At 68.6% G+C, this 18,281-nt stretch carries 15 protein-coding genes and 2 pseudogenes; 4 read left to right on the top strand and 13 right to left on the bottom strand.

Translation table 11 applies throughout. The annotated features are described in order from the left end of the window. Nucleotides 1-38: 38 nt before the first annotated feature. On the top strand, nt 39-1,007 hold the full coding sequence (locus ABIE51_RS00200) for a LysR family transcriptional regulator (protein WP_115844362.1): 969 nt from the start codon (nt 39-41) through the stop codon (nt 1,005-1,007). Between the two features lie 40 nt (nt 1,008-1,047). Here the strand turns inward: ABIE51_RS00200 and ABIE51_RS00205 are convergent, their stop codons facing one another. The 7 genes from ABIE51_RS00205 to oleD form a co-directional block, all read right to left on the bottom strand. Beyond that, complete coding sequence (locus ABIE51_RS00205; RefSeq protein WP_115844364.1) at nt 1,048-1,653, bottom strand: lysophospholipid acyltransferase family protein; 606 nt, start codon at nt 1,651-1,653, stop codon at nt 1,048-1,050. 38 nt (nt 1,654-1,691) lie between these two features. After that, complete coding sequence (gene arfB / locus ABIE51_RS00210) at nt 1,692-2,111, bottom strand: alternative ribosome rescue aminoacyl-tRNA hydrolase ArfB (protein WP_157031396.1); 420 nt, start codon at nt 2,109-2,111, stop codon at nt 1,692-1,694. A gap of 48 nt (nt 2,112-2,159) precedes the next feature. Next, the gene (locus tag ABIE51_RS00215) at nt 2,160-2,858 is read right to left on the bottom strand and encodes a pseudouridine synthase (RefSeq protein WP_502913317.1); all 699 of its coding nucleotides are present in this window, start codon (nt 2,856-2,858) and stop codon (nt 2,160-2,162) included. 28 nt (nt 2,859-2,886) lie between these two features. Then, nucleotides 2,887-4,563 (bottom strand): ubiquinone biosynthesis regulatory protein kinase UbiB, encoded by a 1,677-nt coding sequence (gene ubiB / locus ABIE51_RS00220; protein ID WP_192631794.1) that lies wholly within the window; start codon nt 4,561-4,563, stop codon nt 2,887-2,889. Further along, the gene (locus tag ABIE51_RS00225; RefSeq protein WP_115844373.1) at nt 4,560-5,207 is read right to left on the bottom strand and encodes a ubiquinone biosynthesis accessory factor UbiJ; all 648 of its coding nucleotides are present in this window, start codon (nt 5,205-5,207) and stop codon (nt 4,560-4,562) included. The genes ubiB and ABIE51_RS00225 overlap by 4 nt, the downstream gene beginning before the upstream one ends. A gap of 148 nt (nt 5,208-5,355) precedes the next feature. Further along, nucleotides 5,356-5,514, bottom strand: coding sequence for a DUF1328 domain-containing protein (locus ABIE51_RS00230; protein ID WP_115844375.1), 159 nt, complete (start codon nt 5,512-5,514; stop codon nt 5,356-5,358). Between the two features lie 96 nt (nt 5,515-5,610). Then, complete coding sequence (oleD, locus tag ABIE51_RS00235; RefSeq protein WP_192631795.1) at nt 5,611-6,609, bottom strand: 2-alkyl-3-oxoalkanoate reductase; 999 nt, start codon at nt 6,607-6,609, stop codon at nt 5,611-5,613. A gap of 174 nt (nt 6,610-6,783) precedes the next feature. Between oleD and ABIE51_RS00240 the strand changes: the two genes are divergently transcribed. Then, the gene (locus ABIE51_RS00240; RefSeq protein WP_354503024.1) at nt 6,784-7,887 is read left to right on the top strand and encodes a serine hydrolase domain-containing protein; all 1,104 of its coding nucleotides are present in this window, start codon (nt 6,784-6,786) and stop codon (nt 7,885-7,887) included. On the opposite strand, the gene ABIE51_RS00245 is transcribed toward ABIE51_RS00240, so the two are convergent. Continuing rightward, on the bottom strand, nt 7,871-9,421 hold the full coding sequence (locus tag ABIE51_RS00245; protein ID WP_192631796.1) for a tetratricopeptide repeat protein: 1,551 nt from the start codon (nt 9,419-9,421) through the stop codon (nt 7,871-7,873). The two genes, ABIE51_RS00240 and ABIE51_RS00245, sit on opposite strands and share 17 nt — an antisense overlap. A gap of 3 nt (nt 9,422-9,424) precedes the next feature. Further along, a pseudogene (oleC, locus tag ABIE51_RS00250) lies at nt 9,425-11,078 on the bottom strand (olefin beta-lactone synthetase). A 114-nt stretch (nt 11,079-11,192) separates the two neighbouring features. Between oleC and ABIE51_RS00255 the strand changes: the two are divergent. Further along, nucleotides 11,193-11,576: a YkgJ family cysteine cluster protein gene (locus tag ABIE51_RS00255; RefSeq protein ID WP_192631798.1), complete on the top strand. Its 384-nt coding sequence runs from the start codon at nt 11,193-11,195 to the stop codon at nt 11,574-11,576. 108 nt (nt 11,577-11,684) lie between these two features. Here ABIE51_RS00255 and ABIE51_RS00260 read toward each other — a convergent pair whose 3' ends face one another. The 4 genes and pseudogenes from ABIE51_RS00260 to ABIE51_RS00275 all read right to left on the bottom strand — a co-directional run bounded on the left by ABIE51_RS00260 (nt 11,685) and on the right by ABIE51_RS00275 (nt 17,390). Continuing rightward, nucleotides 11,685-12,584, bottom strand: a complete 900-nt coding sequence (locus tag ABIE51_RS00260; RefSeq protein WP_192631799.1) for an alpha/beta fold hydrolase — start codon at nt 12,582-12,584, stop codon at nt 11,685-11,687. Between the two features lie 198 nt (nt 12,585-12,782). Beyond that, on the bottom strand, nt 12,783-13,805 hold the full coding sequence (locus ABIE51_RS00265) for a 3-oxoacyl-ACP synthase III (protein ID WP_115844387.1): 1,023 nt from the start codon (nt 13,803-13,805) through the stop codon (nt 12,783-12,785). Nucleotides 13,806-14,002: 197 nt separating this feature from the next. After that, nucleotides 14,003-14,311: pseudogene (locus ABIE51_RS00270) on the bottom strand (DUF4156 domain-containing protein); the annotation flags it as partial. Nucleotides 14,312-14,534: 223 nt separating this feature from the next. Then, the gene (locus ABIE51_RS00275) at nt 14,535-17,390 is read right to left on the bottom strand and encodes a M16 family metallopeptidase (RefSeq protein WP_192631801.1); all 2,856 of its coding nucleotides are present in this window, start codon (nt 17,388-17,390) and stop codon (nt 14,535-14,537) included. 173 nt (nt 17,391-17,563) lie between these two features. On the opposite strand from ABIE51_RS00275, the gene ABIE51_RS00280 reads away from it, so the two are divergent. Then, the gene (locus tag ABIE51_RS00280) at nt 17,564-18,274 is read left to right on the top strand and encodes an SDR family oxidoreductase (RefSeq protein WP_192631802.1); all 711 of its coding nucleotides are present in this window, start codon (nt 17,564-17,566) and stop codon (nt 18,272-18,274) included. The last annotated feature ends 7 nt before the right edge of the window (nt 18,275-18,281 follow it).

The raw sequence follows: 18,281 nt of genomic DNA on the forward strand, positions 1-18,281 counted from the left end.
ATGCATATCATTTGCCCAGCTAATATGAGACTGAGGAAATGGGCTCGAACGCCGCCGGCACGCCGCGCTTCGCCTACAAGGGCGATCGCCTCAAGCCCCTTCGCGCCTTCTGCCAGACGGCGCGACTGGGTTCGGTCTCCCGCGCGGCCGAGGCGCTGTACCTCAGCCAGCCGGCCGTGACGCTGCAATTGCAGGCGCTCGAACGGGAACTGGGCGTGCGGCTGCTCGAACGGACCGGGCGCCGTATCGCACTCACTCGTGAGGGTCAGGAGCTATACGACCTCGCCCGCCCGCTGGTCGAAGGCCTCGATGGCCTCGACGCGGCCTTCCACGAGCGCATCCGCGGGCTGGACGCGGGCGAGCTGAACGTCGCCGCGGGCAGTTCGACGATCCTCTACCTGCTGCCGCGGATCGTCGAAGCCTTCCGCGCCGCGCACCCGGAGGTCCGGCTGAGCCTGCACAACGTCACCGGCGCCGGCGGTCTCGACCTGCTGCGTTCGGACGGCGTGGACTTGGCCGTGGGCTCGATGCTCGATGTCCCGGCCGACCTCAGCTACGAGCCGGTCTACCGTTTCGAGCCGATGCTGATTACGCCGCGCGACCATCCGCTGGCGCAGAAGGCGACGATCGCGCTCGACGACCTCTCGCCCTTCGGCCTGATCCTGCCGCCGCAGCGGCTCACGACCTATCGCCTGATCGACCTCGTGTTCCAGCAGAACCGCGTGCCCTACACCGTGGCGCTGGAAGTCGGCGGCTGGGAGGTCATCAAGCAGTACGTGGCGATGGGCCTGGGCATCAGCATCGTCACGGCGATCTGCCTCACGGAAGCCGATCGCGAGCGGCTCTGCGCCCGCTCGCTGGCCGAGTATTTTCCCTCGCGCACCTACGGCGTAGTGGTCCGGAAGGGGAAGTATTTGTCCCCGCAGGCGCGGGCATTTGTGGAGCTTATAAAGCCCGCGCTGTTCGAACGCGGGGATTATTACTCGACCGGTCAGTCCGAGCGCTGACGTTCAAGCAGCGATCAGCGACCTCACGCGCACGTGAGCGTCAGGCGTCGTGGTTCTTGCCGTTGGACACGCTCCGGTACCACTCACGGATGCGGGCCACGTCGGATTCGTAATGGTCGGTCAGCTCGAACGGCGCGCCGATGCCGATGGTGCGGCGCCCGTAGTGGAAGTACGCCGGCACGACCGGCACCGCGGCGGCCTTGGCGATGCGCCAGAAGCCCGGCTTCCACTTCTCCACGACCTTGCGCGTGCCTTCCGGCGCCAGGCCGTACCAGAACTTGTCGGCGCCGCGGATCATCTGCGCGGCCTGTTCGACCACCCCCTGCGCCGCCTTGCGGTCCACCGGGATCACGCCCAGGCGCTTAAGGATCGGCCCGACCACCGGCGCCTTGAGCAGGGTGTCCTTGCCGAGCACCTTCAGGTCCAGGCCCGTGGCCATCACCACCGCGAAGCCCCAAACGCCATCCCAGTTGGACGAGTGCGGCGCGCCGATCAGGACCAGTTTGGGCAGGTCGGGGAACGCGCCTTCCATGCGCCAGCCGCCGAGTCGGAGGATGGTCCGCCCGATCCAGCGGACAAGGGCGTTGCGGTGGATGCGCGGCGCGCTGGGCGGCAGCGGCAGCACCGGAGAAGCGGCGTCGGACATGTCCCCTCGTGGAATCCTGCGGTGGTTCGGTGCGTCGATCAGTCCCAGTCCCGCCGGGTCCGCTCGCGCTTGATCGTACCGCGTTCGCGCTTTCCGCTGAGCCGGCGTTCCTTCGACGCGCGGGTCGGACGGGTCGCGATGCGCGGCGCCGCGACGGCCAGGCCGCCCGCGATGAACGCCGCGAGCCGCTCGCGCGCGTCCTCGCGATTTCGGTCCTGCGTGCGGAAGCGTTGCGCGCTGATCACCAGCACGCCCTCGTCGGTGATGCGGCGGTCGCGCTTGGCCAGCAGCCGCTCGCGCAAGGGCTCGGGCAGCGACGGCGAGGTGGCGATGTCGAAACGCAACTCGACCGCCGTGGCGACCTTGTTGACGTTCTGCCCGCCCGGACCGGACGAACGCACGAAGCGCTCGACCAGTTCCGAGTCGGGAATCGACAGACGGGGCGTGATCTCGAGCATGGGGCGCGACTTTAGCCGAATCGGGATGACGCGGGCTTCGGCAACGCCTTATGCGCCGGTGAATCCGTCGAACAACGCCAGCGCCTTGGCGAATTCCGCATCGACCGGCGCTACCGCTTCCACGCGCGCGCCGCTGCCCGGATGCACGAACGCGAGCCGCCGCGAGTGCAACAGCATCCGGTGGATTCCCATCATGCGGAAATTGCGGTTGTGGCGGCCGTCGCCGTGGCTGGTATCGCCGATCAGGTGGTGCGACAGGTGCTTCAGGTGGCGACGGATCTGGCGGAAACGCCCGGTGTCGAGCGTCGCGCTCAGCAGCGCGTAGCGCGAGGTGTCGAAGCCCGCCGATGGCATCGACAGCTCCGTCGTCGCCAGCCGCCGGAAGTGCGTGATCGCCGGCTTCTTCTGCGGCTTGCCCGGGCCGCCGTCGAGCGGATGGTCGACGGTGAACGCCTCCTCCGGCCAGCCGCGGCACACGGCCCAGTATTCCTTCTCGACCTCGCGCGACATCAGCACCTTGCCGAGCGCCGATGCGGTTTCGCGATCGAACGCCAGCAGCAGGCAGCCGCTGGTGGCGCGATCGAGACGATGAACAAGGAAGATGGGCTTTCCGAACTGCTCGCGAAGACGGTCCGCCGCGAAGTCCGTCTCGCCGCGCGCCAGCGCACTGTCGTGCACCATCAGCCCCGCGGGCTTGTTGACGATGGCGAGCGTGTCGTCGGCGTGGATGACGTCGAGCGGCGGCAGGTCGTCGACTGCCGGCTCGACCGAAACGTCAGCGCCCACGCGGCCACGCCGCGAGCAGCGCCCAGAGGCCGCCGAGGCCGGCGATCCACGCCGACGCCGGTACCGACCAGAAACGCGGGCCGCCGGCTTCCAGGCCGTAGAGCACGGCCGCGCAGATCAGCAGGCCGACGCCGAGCACGGCCGCGACGGTCTTGCGCTGCGCGGTGTGGATCGTGCGGTTGAGTTCGACCAGGTCGCGCGAACGCAGGTTCAACTCATGCCTGCCTTCGACCTGCTGCGTCAGCCACGCGTGCAGCAGGCGCGGCATTTCCGGCGCGTGCGTCACCAGTTCCGGCAGGCGCTTGCGGAATTCCGTCGCCAGTCGCTGCGGGCTGTAGCGCTCGACGAGGATCCGCTGCAGCACCGGCCGTGCCACCGCCCAGATGTCGAGCTTCGGATCGAGCAGGCGACCGACGCCCTCGATGTTCAGCAGCGTCTTCTGCAGCAGGATCAGCTGCGGCTGCAGGGTCAGTTCGTAACGCTGCGCGGTGCGGAACAGCTTGAGCAGCACCTCGGCCAGCGAGATCTCGCTCAGCGGCCGCGTGAAATACGGCTCGCACACCGCGCGTGCGGCGGCCTCGAGTTCGTCGATGCGGATGTGCGACGGCATCCAGCCGGCGCGCACGTGCAGCTCGGCGATGCGGCGGTAATCGCGGTTGAAGATCGCCATGAAGTTCTCGGCGAGGTAGTACTGGTCCTCGTCCGAAAGCTGGCCGACGATGCCGAAATCCAGCGCGATGAAACGCGGGTTCGCGCGGCGCGCGGGATCGCTGTCGACCCAGATGTTGCCGGCGTGCGCATCGGCGTGGAAGAAGTTGTCGCGGAAGACCTCGGTGTAGAACACGCGCACGCCCTTGGCGGCGAGCGCGCGGCGATCGATGCCGGCCGCGTCCAGCGCGGCGATGTCGTCCGACGGAATGCCGTACACGCGCTCCAGCGTCAGCACGCGCTCGGCGGTGTGCGACCAGATCACCTCCGGCACGTAGAGGTCGTCGCTGTCCTGCCAGAAACGCCGCAGCACGCTGGCGTTGGCGCCTTCGCGCTGCAGGTCGAGCTCGGCGGCAAGCGTGTTCTCGATTTCCTCGACGATCAGGTGCGGGCGGATCTTGTCGGCCGCCGGATGCGTGCGATTGACGACGCCCGCGACCGCCTTCAGCAGCGCGATGTCGCCGGCAATCTGCTTCTCGATGTCCGGACGCAGCACCTTCACCACGATCTCGCGCGAGACGCCGTTCGCGTCCGGCGGCAACGTCGCCGCGTGCACCTGCGCGATCGACGCCGACGCCAGCGGCGTGGTGTCGAACGTCGCGAAGGCCTGGCTCACCGGCATCTGCAGTGCGTTCTCGACGATCGCGCGCGCGGTCTCGCCGTCGAACGGCAGCACGCGATCCTGCAGCAGCGCGAGCTCCTCGGCGACGTCCGGCGGCACCAGGTCGCGTCGCGTCGACAGGATCTGGCCGAACTTGACGAAGATCGGCCCGAGTTCCTGCAGGGCCATGCGCAGGCGGGCGCCGCGCGAGAGGTTCGCGACCTCGACCGATGCACGCGGGACGAAGGGGCGCGCGAGCTTCAGCCAGCCCTCGACGGGCGTGTCGTCGAGCAGGTCGTCCAGGCGGTAGCGCAGCAGCACGCGGCCGATGCGCCAGGCGCGGAAGACCGGCTTCATGCGGCGCCCCGCGCGCGCGCGCGCAGCCGCGATACGCGCGCGGCCAGGCGCTCGACGTCGTCGCGCAGCGTGTCGACGTCGTCGTGGAAGGCGTTGAGTTCCTCGCGCGGCACGACGTCGCGCGATTCCTCGGTCACGAATTCGGCGGCGTTCGTCGCGAAAGCACCGGCCGCGCCGCGCGCATGACGCAGGCCGGCGGCGACGGCATTGGCGACCTGCACGCCGACGATCTCGCCGAACACGCGCACGAAGGGCTGTTGCCAGTCGGGATCGAATCGTTCGGCAAGGCGTTGCAGGCGACGCGCGAGGTCCGCATCGCCTTCGATGCGGAGCTTGCCGACGGGCGGCGCGTCGTCGTTGCGAAGGAACGGCAGCTGCGATAGCAGTCCGCCGAGCGTCGCGCGCACGGAGAGATCGGGTTCGTCTTCGGCGACCGGGCCGACTTCCAGCCGTTCCCCCGCCACGCGTACCTGCAAGGCGAGCGCGGGCGCGGACAGGCGCAGCACGACGCGGCGCCCGTCGAGGGCGCGCAACTGGTCGCGGGTGTCGGGATCGAGCGCGAGGGCGCGGTTGAGGGCGGTTTCGAGGGCGCGCCCGGCCAGTGGCTTCAGAGCGGCCAGCGGCGAGGAAGTCGGGTCGGTCATGCGGTCATTGTAGCCGCGGCCCGTACCCGGTCCCCGCACCGGCTGCTCGCGCCGGACGGCCCCCTCGAGGCAGCCGTCCGGCGCGGGTGTTGCAGGGTTGGATCAGCAGGTCAGATCAGCAGATTCGATCGATGGATCGATCCGCCGGTCAGACCCTGCGGCCGCGCAGCATCGAGATGACGGCCAGCACCAGGAACACGACGAACAGGATCCAGGCGATGTTGCTGGCAGCGCCGGCGATACCACTGAAGCCGAGGACCGCGGCGATGATCGCGATGACGAAGAAGATGACAGCGTAGCTAAGCATCGGTGCACTCCGTGGCGCGGTGCGCCTGACTGGGTGTAATCGATGCTAGGCACGGGGCAGTCGGCAAAAAGTGACGATCCGAACGCCTGCGCGCCTCTACGCCCGTCCCATGCAGGCCACCTTCAGTCGGGTGAGCCCCTCGTGAATGCTGACCGATGGCACGTAGCCGAAATCGCGTCGCGCCGGCGTCATGTCGTACCAGTGCGTCGTGCTGAGCTGTTCGGCGAGGAAGCGCGTCATCGGTGGCTCGCCCTTGAGCGGCAACGCATGCCACAACCCTTCGCACAACACGCCCGCCGCGTATGCGACGCCGAAGGGAATCGTCTTGTCGACCTGCGGTGCGCCGGCGGCATCGAGCAGGCCGTTGAGGATCTCGCGCACCGTGCGCGGTTCGCCATTGCTGATGAAGTATGCGCGGCCCGCGCACGCGGCGCCGGGTGCGAGATGTTCAAACGCGTCGAAGTGCGCCTGCGCGGCGTTGTCGACGTAGGTCGTGTCGATGCGGTTGTTGCCGTCGCCGACGATACGCAGGCGGCCTGCCTTCGCGCGTTCGACCAGACGCGGCAGCAGCTGGTTGTCGCCCACGCCCCAGATCAGCCGCGGTCGCAGCGACACGGTGGCGAGCGCGGCGTCGTTGGCGGCGATGACGAGCTTCTCGGCGATCTGCTTGGTTGCCGCGTACGGCGCCTTGAGGTCGTCGCCGTACGGCACGGTCTCGGCGGTGCCGCCTTCGACAGGATGCGTCTTGCGGTGCGTCACGCTCGGCGTGGACGTGTAGACCAGCCGGCCGATGCCCTGCGCGCGGCAGGCGTCGATGACGTTCTGCGTGCCGACGACGTTGGCGAGGTGGTAGCTCTCGTAACTGCCCCAGGCGCCGGCCTTGGCGGCGTTGTGGAAGATCGCCTCGCAGCCCGCGGCCGCGGCGATGACGGCGTCGCGCTGGGCGAGGTCGCCCTGCACCTGCGTCACACCGAGGCGGTCGAGTGCGTCGTAGCGGCCGCGGTTGAAGCTGACGACCTCATGGCCGCGGTCGCGCAGGCCACGGCAAAGCACCTGCCCGAGGAAACCGCCGCCGCCGGTCACCAGGATCTTCATCGGCCGTCTCCGTGCGAAAAGGGGTCACACCATAACGGGGCCGGCGGCAGGTTCCAACGCCTGCCGGCGGGGGCAAAAGCCGGCGGATCGCGCGCTTCACAATTCTTCATTCGCATTTCAGGCACTTCATCGAGGCCCGGCAGCCAATGGTCGCTCCAACCAAGGAGCCTGCCGATGCGTCGCCTGTTCGCCCTGCCCCTGCTTGTCCTGTTCGCCACCAGCGCCGTCACCGCGGCCCCGCCGGCCGCGCGCGATGACGGCTGGCCCGTCGCCGACGCCGCGAGCGCAGGCTTCGACACCGCGACCCTCGCCGCCATGGAAGCCGCCATCGCCGCCGGGCAGGCCCCCGACACGACCAGCGTGCTCATCGCCCGCGACGGCCGCCTGGTCTACGAACGCTACTTCGGCACGGGCGGGCCCGACGTGCTCAACGACACGCGCTCGGCGACCAAGTCCGTCACCGCGCTGCTGGTCGGCGCTGCGGTCGATCGCAAGCTGATCGACGGCGCGCAGGCGCCAATCTACGGTTATTTCGCCGACCGGACGTGGCTTCATCCCGATCCTCGCAAGGCCCGCTTCACCGTCGAGGACCTGCTGACGATGAGCTCTCAGTGGGAATGCGACGACGACAACACGTTCTCCGCCGGCAACGAAGAGCGCATGTACTTGGCCGAAAACTGGACGCAGTTCGCGCTGGACCTGCCGATCAAGGGCTACGCACCGTGGATGAAGCGTCCGGAGGACAGCCCGCACGGCCGCGCGTTCTCGTACTGCACCGCGGGCTCGTTCCTGCTCGGCGCTGCGGTCGAACGCGTCAGTGGCAAGCCGCTTGCGACGTTCGCGCGCGAGACACTGGAAGCACCGCTCGGCATCCGTGAAAGCCAGTGGCAGCGTTCGTCCGAAGGCGTGGGCATGGGCGGCGGCGGCACGCGTTACCGCAGCCGCGATCTGGCGAAACTCGGACAGCTGCTGCTCGACGGCGGACGTTGGAACGGCAAACAGGTGATCGCCGCCGACTGGATCCGCGCGATGACCACCGTGCACGCACAGGCGCGCGACGACGCGGACTACGGCTACCTGCTGTGGCGCTTCCGCTTCGACGTGCGCGGCAAGGAGGAAGCGGCCTGGGCGATGTCGGGCAACGGCGGCAATTACGTGTTCGTGGTTCCGTCGCAGCGACTCGCCGCGGTGATCACACGCACGCGCTACAACCAGCGCGACATGCACGCGCAGTCGCAGCGCCTGATGTCGGACTACATCCTCAAGGCGCTGCCCTGATATCGAGCTTGCGCGAACGCACGGCCTCGCGTTCGCGCGCGATGGCCGTGTCGATCGCGGCCAGCACCTGGTCAAAGCGCGGCGACTCGCGAAGTCCTGCGAACAACGGCGACGCAAGCAGGTACGCCGCGTCGCGATAGCCCATCGCGATGGCGTCACGCAGCGCAGCGATTGCGGCATCGCGGTCGCCCGCCGTGTCGAGCAGCAAGGCGGCGTCGATGCCGTCGATAGGATCGCTGCCATCGCGTAGACCCGCCCGCAACGATTCGGCCTGCTCGCGCAGCATCGCCGGCTGCGGTTGCACTTGCGCGAACGTCGACTGCACGCTGCGCGGGAAACTGCTGTGCGGTCGCAGCGCGACGGCACGCGCGGCTTCCTCGCGCGCGGTGTCGCGATCACCGCGCGACCACGCGAGTTCCGCCGCCAGCACATGCAGGCCTGCGTGATCCGTGCCGCGCTTCATCGCTTCGTCGAGCGCCGCTTGAGCTTCGGCATAACGCCCGTGCCGCATCAGGAACGACGGCCACGCCAGGTTCGAGAACACGTTGTCCGGATACAGCTGGAAACTTCGGCGATAGCGCGATTCCGCTTCGGCCGTGTAACCGAGCAGGTCGAGATTCGCGGCGATCTGGATCTGCAGGAAGCGCACACGCGACGGATCGCGAACGGCGAGGTTCGCTGCGAGCGCATCGGCCAGCCTCCCGCGCCGTTCGTACAGGTACGCCGCCGAGGCACGCGCGCCGTCGTTCGATGGATCCAGCGACAGCGCGCGCTCGTAACCGCGCAGCGCGTCGTCGATGCGTCCGCGGCAATCGAACGAATAGCCCAGCGCCGCGTGCGCCGCAGCATTGCGCGGATCGGCAGCGATCACGCGTTCGGCCATCGCCTGCGCACGGTCGAGTTGCGTGGCTTCGCCGTTGTACAGGCACGCCTCCGCGCTGAGTGCGCGGCTCAGTCCGATCATCGCATCGCGATCGTCCGGCGCTTCCTGCAGGCGTTGTCGATACAGCGCGATCGCGCGCTCGTTGTCGTCGCGCTGGCCGATGCCGGCGTAGTACGCCGCGCGCTGCAGGAGCGGCGATTGCGGCTTCTTCGTTTCGTCCGGCCGTTGCATCCACCAGGCGATGACACTGATGGCGAGTGCGATGAGCGCCACTCCTGCAAGCGCGATGTGGCGCTTGCGTGGCGCGGGCGGCGTTGCGTCGATGCGCGGTTCATCCTCGCGCTGCGGCGCCACGCACAACTGGTAGCCACGCCCGCGCACCGAACGCAGGTAACGCGAGTTCCGTCCGTGGTCGCCCAGTGCCTGTCGCAGCAGCCGCACGCGCTGCGTGACGGTTTCCTCGTTCACCACGGCCGGCGCCCACACACGCTCGATCAACTCGTCGAAACCGACGACACGCTGGCCCTGTTCGAGCATGAATTCCAGCAGCCGGAAGCTCAGCCCGCCGACGTCGAGCGGCGCGCCCTCACGCTCCACGCGCTGACGCGGCACGTCGATGATCAGATCGTCGAGCCGGTAGCGCGCCGTCATGCGTCAGCGCACCCGCGTCGCCGCCCAGACGGCGAGCTTCTCGCGGCCGATCTTGGCGTTGTGGCGGATGTCGACCGGGAATTTCGGATGGCGCACGAACGTGTCGATGCCGGACGTATGCGCGTGCGCCGATGCGATCCAGCGCAGCTCACGCTCGATGCGTGGCCATTCGCTCGCGTCGACGCCATGGGCCAGCTCGACGCACAACACCGGCCGTTGCGCGCCCATCGCGCCGATGCCGACCAGCGCGGTGCGGCGCACGTTCTCGTGCACGTTGAACACCGGCTCGACCTGTTCGGTATACAGCGGGCCCTGCGCGGTTTCGACGCGATGCGTCTTTCGCCCGCAGAACCACAGGCGACCTTGCGCATCGAGGTAGCCGACATCGCCCATGCGATGTACGACGCGTTCGCTGCCGTCGGCAACGCGTTCGCGGATCTTCGCGGCCTTCGTCTGCGCGGGACGGTTGAAGTAGGTGTCGGTCGCGGTGGGTCCGGCGACGGTGATCTCGCCGACGACGCCCGCTTCCACGACGCGCACGTGGTCCCAGTCCTCGATCGCCTCGTCCGTGATCGCGATGATGCGCACCTCGTTCGGCGCTACCGCGCGGGCCGACGCAGGTGCCCGCGCCGTTTTCCGTCGCCGCACGCGTGGATTGCAGCTCGCGGCTTTCGATGACCGCGACAGGCAGGCATTCGGTCGCGCCGTACGGCGTCCAGAAGCCGGCGTCGTCTGGCAGCAACTCGCGCATCTTCGCCACGACGTCGGCCGGCACCGGAGCGCCGGCGGACGTCACGCGCTTCACCGTCGGCAGCTTCGCGCCGTAGTTCGCCAGCACCGCCATCAGTGCGGGGGAGCCGAACAGCTGGTCCACGTCGAAGCGCGCGATGGCGTCGTGCAACTTGCGTGGATCGGCCAGCGCGGGCTTGGTCGGATCCATGTCGGGGATGATCGACGTCAGGCCCAGCGCGGGATCGAACAAGGCGAACGGCGGGAACGTCGGCAGGTCGACGCCGCCGGCCTCGATGCCCAACGCATCGCGCAGCATCGCGATCTGCGCGACGAAATGGCGATGCCGGTACACCACGCCCTTCGGCACGCCGGTGGAGCCGCTGGTGAACAGGATCGCGGCAACCTCGTCGGGCTGCGTCGCGGCGAGCTGCGAGCCGGCGTTCGCGCCGTCGCGTTCGACCTGCGCGAGCGTCGCGTCGCTGAGCCACGCGCGCGTGCCGGTGGTGATGCGGATGCGCGCCGATCGCGCCCAGCGCAGCACGGCGCGGGCGACGTGCGCCAGCGGGATGCCGATGAACGCCTCCGGTTGCGCTTCATCCAGGCACTGCTTCAGCGCGCGCTTGTCGATGCCGGGATCGACGAGCACCGGCACCGCGCCGGCCTTGAACAGCGCGAACATCAACAGGAAGAATTCCGGCGACGGCCGCACCATCACCACCGTTCGCGTGCCGCGCACGATGCCGCGACGCGCCAGGCCGGCGGCGATCGCGTCGCTGCGCGCGTCGAGGTCGCGGTAGGTCAAGGTGAGGTCGAAGCGCGCCATCCCGTCCGGCCTGCGCGTGCCGGGGCAGCGCATGGCGATGCGGTCGGGAAAGCGGGCGGCCAGCCCCGGGAGGGTCGCGGCGATGTTGCACACGTCGGTCATGCCTCATTTTCGCCTGAACGGGCGGCGCTGCGTCCGGCCCGCTTGCACGGGCCGCGCAAAGCCTCAGAATTCCGCACCCGGCGCCGTTTCGCCGGACCTCGTGACGGTCCTTCCATGCACCACCCCTGCCTGACCTGCGGCGCCTGCTGCGCCTTCTTCCGCGTGAGTTTCCACTGGTCGGAAGCCGACCCGGAACTCGGCGGGCAGGTGCCGCCCGAGCTGACCGAATCGCTGCGCACGCACGAACGCGTGATGCGCGGGACGTCGCAGTCGGACCCGCGCTGCGTCGCGCTGGACGCCGACATCGGCCGCTACAGCCGCTGCACGATCCATGATCGGCGCCCGTCGGTCTGCGCGCTGGTGCCGGCGTCGTGGGAGTTCGGCCACGCGAGCGCGCAATGCGACAAGGCGCGCCTCGCGCACGGCTTGCCGCTGCTCACGCCGGACGACTGGATCGGCGTGGGCGAGGACGAGAAGAATCCGTTGCCGGAGGTTTGAGGGTGCGCTGCTTTCGATCCGAAGGCGCATCGCAAGTGCGAGCCTGATCGCGCGCGCCGACCCTCGCCCAAACCCTCTCCCGCAGGGAGAGGGGCCAAGTCCCCCGGCTTAGAGCGGGTTCGCGTCGAGGAAGGCCCGCATTTTCGGCACGAGGACATCGACCTTGTCTTCCAGAACGTAGTGGCCCGCGTCCTCGAACGCATGCACCTGCGCGTTCGGCAGCGCGTCGGTGAAGCCCTTCAGGAAGTGCTTGTCGAAAACGAAGTCGCGCAGGCCCCAGGCGATGAACGCCGGGCGGTCGGCGTACTCGGGCAACTTGCGGCCCATCGCCTGCACCAGCGGCCATGCGGCGTCGCCTTCGCCCAGCGGGATGTCCTGCACGAAGCGCGAGGTCGCGATGCGGTTGGCCCAGGTGTCGTACGGCGCGACGTACGCGCGTCGCACGTCGGCGGGCATGCGGTTCTCGACGCCGACGTACGAGGCGACCGACGAGAACGCGTTGACGCCGCGGATCAGCAGCGTGCCGAGGCCCGAATCGCGGCCGAACTTCAGCGACTTCGGCAACGGCTTGCTCGCCGGCAGCGGGAACGAACCGGTGTTGGTGACGATGAGCCGGCGGATGCGCGACGCGTGCTTCAGGCCCCATCCGAAACCGATGCCGCCACCCCAATCGTGCACGGCGAGCGTGACGTCGCCTTCGATTCCCAGGCGGTCGAGCAGCGTCTCGACGTCGTCGATGCGCGATTGCAGCGTGTAGCGGTAGCGATCGTCGGACGGCTTGTCCGACAGGCCCATGCCGACGTGGTCGGGGACGATGCAGCGGTAGCGATCACGCAGGCCGAGCACGAGCTTGCGCCAATAGAAGCTCCACGACGGATTGCCGTGCAGCATCACCACCACTTCGCCGTCGCGCGGGCCTTCGTCGAGGTAGCTCATCGCGATGCCGGGGCGCACGTCGAAGCGCTGCGGCGTGAAGGGGTAATCAGGGAGCGGCAGGTGGATCGTCATCGTTGGTTTCCTGCTCGTCATTCTCGCCAGCGTGGGAATCCGGCGCCTTTCGCTACGTCGCTTGGAGTCGCCTGGATCCGCTTTCGCGCGGATGACGGAGTGGGTGTGTTCGGGTCGTGGTGCCGGGCGGGCCGCATTCGCGTCGCCCAAGAAAAACCCGGCACGCGGCCGGGTTCTTCGATGTGACGCGGGCGGCGCTTACCAGACCACTTCGGCCATCGAGCAGTTAAGGCCCGAGCCGATGCCCAGCAGCGCGATGCGCGTGCCCTTCTTGACGCGGCCGCCCTCGCGCAGCTTGCTCAGCACGATCGGCACCGACGCCGGGCCGATGTTGCCGTGCTCGCCGAAGATGGTCAGCACCTTCTTCGGATCGATGCGGAACGCCTTCAGGAAGGCCTTGGTGTGCGCCTTGCTGACCTGGTGGATGACGAATTCGTCGAGCTCTTCCACCACCCAGCCGAGCGCGGCGCGCGCGGCGGCAAAGGTCTTCTGGCCGAGCTTGAGGCCTTCGATCATCAGCATGCGGCCGTCGGCGATCATGCGGTCGTGCACGAGGTCGCCGCGGCAGAGTTGGTTCCACTCGGTCGCCGAGCGCGTGACGCTGCCGCGGTAACGCGGCGCCCCCGGGGCGAGCTCGCTGCGCGCCAGGACCATCGCGGCGGCGCCGCTGCCCAGCGTCAGCGTGGCCATTTCGTCGCGGAACTGCTCTTCGGTGACGTCGTCGCGGCTGAGGCGGTCGAGCGTCTTCTCGTAGGCCAGCTCGGCGGTCTCGCCGTTGACGACCAGCGCGTAGTCGATCTCGCCGCGCTCGATCATCCGGCTGGCGATGTCCATGCCGTTGAGGAACGCCAGGCACGCATTGGCGACGTCGAAGTTCTGGCAGGTGTCGGGCAGGCGCAGATTGCCGGAGACGATGGAGGCCGTGGACGGCTCCAGGTAGTCGCGGCTGACGGAGGTGTTGACCAGCAGGCCGACGCGGTCGGCGTCGATGCCGGCATCGGCCAACGCCTTGACGCCCGCGAGCGTGGCGGCGTCGGAGGCCTTGACCTCGCCGTCCCACAAGCGGCGTTCGCGAACGCCGGCGACTTCCTCAAGCACGTTGTACTTGATGCCGAGGCGATCGAGCGTGGGCTTGAGACGAGCGTGGATTTCGTCCGAGGTCAGCCGGCGGGGTGCATCGATATGAGCAAGACCGGCGATGGCGACGTGCTGGAACAACATGGGCGGCTGACCGAAAACGGAAAAGAACACGCCATGTTAACGCTTAAATCCTGCCCTCCGCCATCCGGCCCCGTATGGTTGGGTCGTTCGGACGACGGACGGCGCGAATCGATTAAGCGCTGTGAAGCTCAGCCGCCGATCGGATAGGTCTGGGCGCTGCCCGTGGTCGGCTGCGAGGACGGCGCAGTCGCTCCGCGACGTGCGCCGCAACGCCAGGCGGCGAAGCGCTGGGAGCCGTTCATCGGTCCACCCATCGGCTGGACGGTGTCGGCCTGCAGGCCGATGGCCTCGTTGCGGGCGAGGGTTTCCAGCTCCTCGCGGACGCGCAGCTGGTTGCGCTCGTAGAAGGCCACCTTGTTCTTGACCGTCACCTCGACCTCGCCGCGCTTCTCGCAGCCGGCGGGCGGACCGCTGCCGTCGATCACGCGCACCGACGACGCGCCCGGCGCCATGTCGACCCACGTGCAGCCGCCAGCGACCAGCGCCGAGACCAGAACCATCCCCACCATCGACTTGCGCATCGTGACCCCTGATTCGCGCGACGCCGTCGCCGCGCATGAATGGACGGGCGCGATTGTCGCCGCACCCGCCATCGTTGTGAACGCCGGGCGGTGAACCACGACTGAGGCAGTTGTCGCGGTTTGCCGCTTCTGTCGGACAGCGCGTTCTGACAGAGGCGGCGTCACGAGCGGGCGATGGCGGCGGGTACCGGGGTCAACGGCGTGCGCGTCAAGGCGTACCCGTCACCGCGTTGCCGTCGGCATCGAGCACCTGCACGTCGCCCAGCTTCAGCGCGCGCACCGGCTTCTCGATCTGCTTGAGGTCGCCGACGACCACCCAGGTCAGCGCGTTCGGGTCGATCGTCGCCGCGGCGGCCTTTACCTGTTCCGGAGTCAGCGCCTCGATCTGCGCCTTGCGCTTGAACACGTAGTCGTCGGGACGGTCGTAGCGGACGATGCCGCTGATGGCGCCCATCACCGACGAGGCCGTCTCGAACGCGCCCGGCAGGCTCAGGATTTCGGTCGCCTGGATCTTCGCCACTTCTTCCGGCTTCGGCGGCGCCTTGCCTGTGGCGTAGTCGGTGATTTCGCGGTTCAGTTCCTTGAGCGAATCGGCCGTCTTGTCGATCTGCACCGGCGCGAACGCCATCCACGGGCGCTGGCCGAGCGCGTTGGCCGAGAAGCTGTAGGCACCGTAGGCCCAGTGCTTGTTCTCGCGCAGGTTCATGTTGAGGCGCGAGGAGAACTCGCCGCCCAGCACGGAGTTGGCGATGTCGAAGCGGACCGAGTCGGCGTCCTTCGTCGAGGGCACGACTTCGCCCGCGAAGATGTTGGCCTGCACCGCGCCGGGCTGGTCGATCAGGTACACGCGCGGCTTGGCCGGGCGCGCGACCTCGCCGATCTGCGGACGCGCCGGCGCATTGCCGGCTGGCTTCCAGTCGCCCAGGTGCTTGTCGAGCAACGGGACGATCTCCTTCAGCGTCGTGTCGCCCACGACGATCAACGTGGCGCCGTCCGGGCGGACCCAGTCGCGATGGAAGGCGAGCAGGTCATCGCGCGTCAAAGACGCGATCGAGGCCTCGGTGCCGCTGCCACTGAAGGGAATCGCGTACGCGTGGCCGGCGCCGTACAGCAGCGGCGGCAGCACGCGCATGGCGGCGCCATTCGGACGCGCCTTCTCCTGCTTGATGCCGGCGACCCAGCTCGCCTTTACCCGATCGATTTCCTTCTGGTCGAAACGGGGCTCGCGCAGCATCTTGGCGAAAAGTGCGACCGACGGATCCAGGTTCTGCTTCAGCGCCGAGAGGTAGGCCTTGCCGCCATCGAGCGAGGCGCCCGCGCCAAGATTGGCGCCCAGCGACTCCGCAGCGTCGCCGAAGGCCAGCGAATCGAGCTCGCCCGCGCCCTCGTCCATCATGCCCATCGCGAAGCTCGACGTACCCAGCTTGCGGCCCTGGTCGGCGCTGAAGCCGCCGGCGAACTCGTAGCTCATCTGCACGACGGGAACGTCATGGCGCTCGGCCAGGATCACCGTCGTGCCGTTCTTCAGCGTCGCACGCTGCAGCGAAGGGAAGCGAAGGTCCGGGAACTGGCTGGTCTTCGGCGGGCCCGCACTGCGGTCGACGGTGCTCGCCGTAGTGGTGAACCTGGGATCGACCGCCGGCAGCTTCATCGGTGCCGGAGTGACCGAGGGATCCTCGGCAACGAGGGTGCGATCGCCCGGCACGACGACGAGCGTGTGGCTGCCCTTGGTCAGCCAGTTGTTCGCAACGGCCGTGAGGTCGCGAGCGCTGGCCGTGTCGATGATTTTCAGGCTGTCGCGGAAGCACCCCGGATCCCCGGTGTAGACCGTGCACTCGGCGAGCGCGTCGGCCTTGCCGCCGGAGCCGCCGATGCGTTCGATACCGCGCACGAAGCCGGCCTTGAAGACGGTACGCGCCTGTTCCAGTTCGGCCTTCGTCGGGCCGTCCTTCAGCAGCTTCTGCAGCTCCTCGTCGATGATCGCCTCGACCTTCGCCGGGTCCACGCCCTGCTTCACGTCGGCGGTGATGACGAAGTTGGAACTGAGCTGCATCGAGTACGCCGCGGCGGACACGTTGTCGACCAGCTTCTCCTCGTGCAGCAGGCGCTTGTCCAGGCGCGAGGACTTGCTGCCGCCCAGCACCTGGGCGAACAGCTGCAGCTTGTCGAGGTCCGGCGTGCCGGCCTGCGCGACGTTCCACACGCGATGCACGCGTGCCTGCGGCACCTTGTCGGTCATCGTGCTGCGCGTGGACTTGGCCAGCGGCGCGACGTCGACCTGCGGCTGCGCCATGGTCGGCGTGGCAGGAATGTCGCCGAAGTACTTCGTCACCTTTTCCTTCGCCGTCGCGACATCGATGTCGCCGGCCAGCACGAGCACGGCGTTGTTCGGCCCGTACCACGTGCGGAACCAGCCCTTCACGTCGTCGAGCGAGGCGGCGTCGAGGTCCGCCATCGAGCCGATGGTGCTGTGGTGGTAGGGGTGCGTCTTCGGATACAGCGCCTTGCCCAGCGCGTCCCATACCTGGCCGTAAGGCTGGTTCTCGCCCTCGCGCTTCTCGTTCTGGACGACGCCGCGCTGCTCGTCGAGCGTCTTCTGGTCGATCGCGCCGAGCAGGTGGCCCATGCGGTCGGATTCCATCCACAGCGCCATGTCGAGCGCGGTGGTCGGCACGTTCTGGAAGTAGTTGGTGCGGTCGGAATTGGTGGTGCCGTTCATGTCGGTGGCGCCGACCAGTTCGAACGGTTCGAAGTACTCGCCGCGGTGGTTTTCCGAACCGTTGAACATCAGGTGTTCGAACAGGTGCGCGAAGCCGGTGCGGCCGGCCGGTTCGTCCTTGCTGCCCACGTGGTACCAGAGGTTCACCGCGACGATCGGCGCCTTGCGGTCCGTGTGCACCACCACCCGCAGCCCGTTGGGCAGGGTGAATTCCTCGAAGGGAATGTCGACGGTCGTCTTAGCCGCGGCCATCGCGGCCACCGGCGTGAGCGCGGCGACCCCGCCGAAGGTGGCGGCCAGGGCCAGGGCGAGCGCGGCCAGGCGCGGGCGGGACGAAGCGGACATGACGGACTCCTGTGATTCGAACAGGCATCCTAGCCGTCGCCCGCGAGGCGGAGCACTAGGCCACAAGTCCCATCGGGCGTAGGAGTTTGGCTCGTGTTCGGGTCGGGCGGCCGTCGTCGGACGCTCACATGAACGCCCCTACACTGCCCGCCCGACCTTCCGGAACTCGTGCGATGACGTCCCGACAGCCGCCACGTCGCAGTCTGGTCACCGGCGCCAACCGCGGGCTGGGCCTGGAATTCGCGCGACAACTGCTCGCGCACGGCGACCACGTCGTCGCCACCTGTCGCCATCCCGGGCGCGCGAATGCGCTCAACCAGCTGGTCGGCGAACACCCCGGCCGCCTGCACGTATTGCCGCTGGACGTCGGCGATCCGAAATCGCACGCCGAACTGGCGCGCGAGCTGCCGCTGGTGATGGACGGCATCGACCTGCTGATCAACAACGCCGGCGTGCTGCATTCGGGCGAGCGCTTCGGCCACGTGCCGCCGGCCAATCTCGACGACAGCCTGCGCACCAACGCGAGCGGCCCCTTCCTGCTCACGCAGACGCTGGCCGAGCGCCTCGTCGATGGCGCGACAGTCGCGAACCTGTCCTCCGTGCTGGGCTCGATCGCCTCGACCGCCAGCTTCAGCACGCCGAGTTACGCGATGTCGAAGGCCGCGCAGAACATGGCGACCGTGCTGCTCGCCTCCGCGCTGCGCGAGCGCGGAATCGCCGTGATCGCGCTGCATCCGGGCTGGGTGCAGACCGACATGGGCGGCAGCGGCGCGCAGATAACGCCGGTCGATTCGGTGCGCGGGCTGCTCAAGGTCATCGACGGCGTGCGCATCGGCGACAGCGGAACGTTCCTGGATTACCGCGGAAAGCCCGTGCCGTGGTGACGCGGAC

Origin of the sequence: Lysobacter sp. OAE881 (genome assembly GCF_040546665.1) — a bacterium.
Classification (GTDB): Bacteria; Pseudomonadota; Gammaproteobacteria; order Xanthomonadales; family Xanthomonadaceae; genus Lysobacter_J; species Lysobacter_J soli.